The 2,710-nt window shown below is 69.4% G+C and carries 1 protein-coding gene; it reads right to left on the bottom strand.

Features of this window, described 5'->3' with window-relative positions; genetic code table 11:
- Positions 1-2,710: carbamoyl-phosphate synthase large subunit (gene carB / locus ACP4J0_RS38300; protein ID WP_426604040.1), on the bottom strand; the 2,710-nt coding region annotated here is incomplete at both ends.

The raw sequence follows: 2,710 nt of genomic DNA on the forward strand, positions 1-2,710 counted from the left end.
CGCGGGCCGCGGTCAGGAACTCGGCGTGTTCCTGGAGGGAGCGCACTCCGACGTCGCCGTGGGTGAGGGCGTCGATGCCCTGGACCGCGGCGGCGAGTGCCTGGACGGTCGTCAGGCACGGCACGGAGCGGGCCACGGCGGCCGTGCGGATGTCGTAGCCGTCGAGGCGGCCGCCGGTGCCGTACGGGGTGTTGACGATGAGGTCGACGCCGCCGTCGTGGATGAGCTGGACGATGGTCTTCTCACCGTTCGGGCCGGTGCCCTCGGACTGCTTGCGCACGACGGTGGCGTGGATGCCGTTGCGCTTGAGGACCTCGGCGGTCCCGGACGTGGCGAGCAGTTCGAAACCGTGCGCGACCAGCTCACGCGCCGGGAAGATCATCGAGCGCTTGTCGCGGTTGGCGACCGAGATGAACGCCCGGCCCTTGGTCGGCAGCGGCCCGTAGGCGCCGGCCTGCGACTTGGCGTAGGCCGTGCCGAAGACCGAGTCGATGCCCATGACCTCGCCGGTGGAACGCATCTCCGGGCCGAGGACCGTGTCGACGCCGCGGCCGTGGATGTCCCGGAAACGCGACCACGGCATCACGGCCTCCTTGACGGAGATCGGCGCGTCCAGCGGCAGCTCGCCGCCGTCACCCTGCGCGGGGAGCAGGCCCTCGGCGCGCAGCTCGGTGATGGTCGCGCCGAGCGAGATGCGGGCGGCGGCCTTCGCGAGCGGTACCGCGGTCGCCTTCGAGGTGAAGGGCACGGTGCGCGAGGCGCGCGGGTTGGCCTCCAGGACGTAGAGGATGTCCCCGGCCAGCGCGAACTGGATGTTGATCAGGCCGCGCACGCCGACACCCTTGGCGATGGCTTCGGTGGAGGCGCGCAGCCGCTTGATGTCGAAGCCGCCCAGCGTGATGGGGGGCAGGGCGCAAGCGGAGTCGCCGGAGTGGATGCCGGCTTCCTCGATGTGTTCCATGACGCCGCCCAGGTAAAGCTCCTGGCCGTCGTAGAGGGCGTCGACGTCGATCTCGATCGCGTCGTCGAGGAAGCGGTCGACCAGGACCGGGCGGGAGGGGCTGATCTCGGTCGACTCGGCGATGTAGGCCTCCAGGCGGGTCTCGTCGTAGACGATCTCCATGCCGCGTCCGCCCAGCACGTAGGAGGGGCGGACCAGGACCGGGTAGCCGATCTCGTCGGCGATGGCCTTGGCGCCGGCGAAGGTGGTGGCGGTGCCGTGCTTGGGTGCCGGCAGCCCGGCCTCCGCCAGGACCCGGCCGAAGGCGCCGCGGTCCTCGGCGGCGTGGATCGCCTCCGGCGACGTGCCGACGATCGGCACGCCGTTGTCCTTCAGCGCCTGCGAGAGGCCGAGCGGGGTCTGGCCGCCGAGCTGCACGATCACGCCCGCGACCGGGCCGGCCTGCTGCTCGGCGTGGACGATCTCCAGGACGTCCTCCAGCGTGAGCGGCTCGAAGTACAGCCGGTCGGAGGTGTCGTAGTCGGTGGAGACGGTCTCCGGGTTGCAGTTGACCATCACCGTCTCGTACCCCGCGTCGCTGAGCGCGAAGGAGGCGTGGACGCAGGAGTAGTCGAACTCGATGCCCTGCCCGATACGGTTCGGCCCGGACCCCAGGATGATCACCGCGGGCTTCTCGCGGGGCGCGACCTCGCTCTCCTCGTCGTAGGAGGAGTAAAAGTACGGCGTCCTCGCGGCGAACTCGGCGGCGCAGGTGTCGACCGTCTTGTAGACCGGGCGGATGCCGAGCGCGTGCCGCACCTCACGCACGACGTCCTCGCGCAGCCCGCGGATCTCGGCGATCTGCTGGTCGGAGAAACCGTGCCGCTTGGCCTCACCGAGCAGTTCACGTGTCAGTTCGGGGGCGGCGGCCAGCTCGTCGGCGGTCTCCTTGATCAGGAAGAGCTGGTCGACGAACCAGGGATCGATCTTCGTGTACGCGAAGACCTCCTCGGGCGTGGCGCCCGCGCGGATCGCCCGCATGACCGTGTTGATCCGGCCGTCGGTCGGCCGGACCGCCTCTTCCAGCAGCGCCTTCTTGTCGCCCGCCTCGCCGGCGAAGGTGAACTGGCTGCCCTTCTTCTCCAGCGAGCGCAGCGCCTTCTGGAACGCCTCGGTGAAGTTCCGGCCGATCGCCATCGCCTCGCCGACCGACTTCATGGTGGTCGTGAGGGTGGAGTCCGCCGAGGGGAACTTCTCGAAGGCGAAGCGCGGGGCCTTGACGACCACGTAGTCGAGCGTGGGCTCGAAGGAGGCCGGGGTCTCCCGCGTGATGTCGTTCGGGATCTCGTCGAGGGTGTAGCCCACGGCAAGCTTCGCGGCGATCTTCGCGATCGGGAAGCCGGTCGCCTTGGAGGCCAGCGCGGACGAACGCGACACGCGCGGGTTCATCTCGATGACGATGACGCGGCCGTCCTCGGGGTTCACCGCGAACTGGATGTTGCAGCCCCCCGTGTCGACACCGACCTCACGGATGATCGCGATACCGACATCACGCAGCACCTGGTACTCGCGGTCGGTCAGCGTCATCGCGGGCGCCACCGTGATCGAGTCACCGGTATGCACACCCATGGGGTCGAAGTTCTCGATGGAGCAGACGACCACGACGTTGTCGTTCTTGTCGCGCATCAGCTCCAGCTCGTACTCCTTCCAGCCCAGGATGGACTCCTCCAGGAGCACCTCGGTGGTCGGCGACAGAGTCAGCCCCTGCCC

It is taken from the genome of Streptomyces sp. WG7 (assembly GCF_049975785.1).
GTDB lineage: Bacteria > Actinomycetota > Actinomycetes > Streptomycetales > Streptomycetaceae > Streptomyces.